This is a genomic window from Streptomyces sp. NPDC001714, from assembly GCF_042892755.1.
Taxonomy (GTDB): Bacteria; Actinomycetota; Actinomycetes; order Streptomycetales; family Streptomycetaceae; genus Streptomyces.
This window is the reverse complement of the sequence record NZ_JBIAUL010000077.1, coordinates 1-2,048: the sequence shown is the minus strand read 5'-3', so window position 1 is coordinate 2,048 and position 2,048 is coordinate 1. Positions and strand designations below refer to the sequence as shown.

At 68.9% G+C, this 2,048-nt stretch carries 1 protein-coding gene; it reads left to right on the top strand.

Translation table 11 applies throughout. The features are described 5' to 3' along the window. Positions 1 to 84 precede the first annotated feature (84 nt). The coding region (locus tag ACFY0P_RS52145; protein WP_388929533.1) for a condensation domain-containing protein at positions 85 to 2,048 on the top strand (1,964 nt) is incomplete at its 3' end.

Sequence of the window (2,048 nt, the reverse complement as noted above, 5' to 3'; positions counted from 1 at the left end):
GGTGTGGCGGGTGAGTTGTACGTCGGTGGGGTGCAGGTGGCGCGGGGGTATGTGGGTCGGCCGGGGTTGACGGCGGAGCGGTTCGTGGCCGATCCCTTCGAGTCGGACGGGAGTCGGCTGTATCGCACGGGAGACATCGTGCGGTGGACCGCGCAGGGGCGGTTGCAGTTCGTGGGGCGTGTGGATGATCAGGTGAAGATCCGGGGGTTCCGGATCGAGCCGGGTGAGGTGCAGGCCGTGGTGGCCGCGCACCCCGACGTCGCCCAGGCCGCCGTCATCGCCCGCGAGGACACCCCAGGCGATCCGCGTCTGGTGGCCTATGTCGTGCCAGGCCCGGAAGCCGTTGGCGATCTGTCGGCGGCGGTACGTGGGTTGGTCGCGCAGCGGTTGCCGGAGTACATGGTGCCGTCGGCGGTGGTCGTGCTGGACGAGCTGCCGGTGACCGTGAACGGCAAGCTCGACCGCGCCGCCCTGCCCGCACCCGACTACACCGGTCCTTCCGCTCAGCGTGGCCCGTCCACGCCTACCGAGGAGATCCTCTGTGGTGCCTTCGCCGATGTGCTCGGTCTTGAACGCGTAGGCGTGGAAGACGACTTCTTCGAGCTCGGCGGTCACTCCCTGCTCGCGACCCGGCTGCTCAACCGTGTCCGTACCCTCCTGGGCACCGAACTGCCCGCTCGCACCCTCTTCGCCACCCCCACGCCCGCTGGTCTGGCCGAGCAGGTTGAGGGCGCCGAGGCCGGGCGGGTGCCGTTGACGCGGCGGCTGCGGCCGGAGCGGGTGCCGTTGTCGTTCGCGCAGCGCCGGCTGTGGTTCGTCGGTCAGTTGGAGGGGCCGAACCCGATGTACAACAACTCCGTCGCTCTGAAACTGACGGGTGAGCTGGATGTGTCGGCGTTGCGGGCGGCGTTGCGGGATGTGCTGGAGCGGCACGAGGTGCTGCGCACGGTGTTCCCGTCGGTGGACGGGCAGCCTTACCAGCGGGTGCTGGACTTGAATGGCCTCTCCTGGGACGTGACGTTCGCCGAGATGTCCCGGGACGGCTTGGCCGGTGCGGTGTCGGAGGCGGCCGCGTACGCCTTCGATCTGTCGGTCGAGGTGCCGGTGCGGGTGTCGTTGTTCGCGGTGGGTGCGGATGAGCATGTGCTGGTGATCGTGGTGCATCACATCGCCACGGACGGCTGGTCGACAGCGCCGCTGATACGCGACTTCACCGCGGCGTATGCGGCGCGGTGTGCGGGTCGTGCGCCGGGGTGGGAGGCGCTGCCGGTTCAGTACGCGGACTACGCGTTGTGGCAGCGTGAGGTGCTGGGTGACGAGAGCGACCCGGACAGCGTGCTGTCGCGGCAGGTGGAGTACTGGCGGAACGCGCTGGCGGGAGCTCCGGAGGAACTCGCACTGCCCACCGACCGACCGCGCCCGGCGCGGGCGGACTGGCGTGGGCACACCGTAGCCGTGGAGGTCCCGGCTGACGTTCACCGCCGGTTGTCGGCGATCGCCCGCGAGCGGGGCGTGACGTTGTTCATGGTGTTGCAGGCGGGTCTTGCGGTGTTGTTGTCGCGTCTTGGTGCGGGTACGGATATTCCGATCGGTTCGCCGGTGGCGGGTCGGGCGGACGAGGCGCTGGACGATCTGGTCGGGTTCTTCGTCAACACGCTGGTGCTGCGCACCGACCTGTCGGGCAACCCGACGTTCACCGAACTCCTCGACCAGGTGCGTGAGACCAGCCTGGCCGCCTTCGCCCACCAGGACGTCTCCTTCGAGCGGCTCGTGGAGGAGCTGGCGCCGGCCCGCTCGCTCTCCCGGCACCCGCTGTTCCAGGTCAATCTCGTCATGCAGAACACGGCTGCGCCCGTGTTCGACCTTCCCGGCCTGCGTACCGAGGTCATGCCGACCGACACCTCGCTGACAGCACGGTTCGACCTCAACGTCTCTCTCGCGGAGAGCTTTGACGGCGAGGGTGGGTTTGGTGGGTTGCGTGGTGTGGTGACGGTTGCGGCTGATGTGTTCGGGGCGGGGAGTGCGGAGGTGTTGGCTGGTCGTTTGGT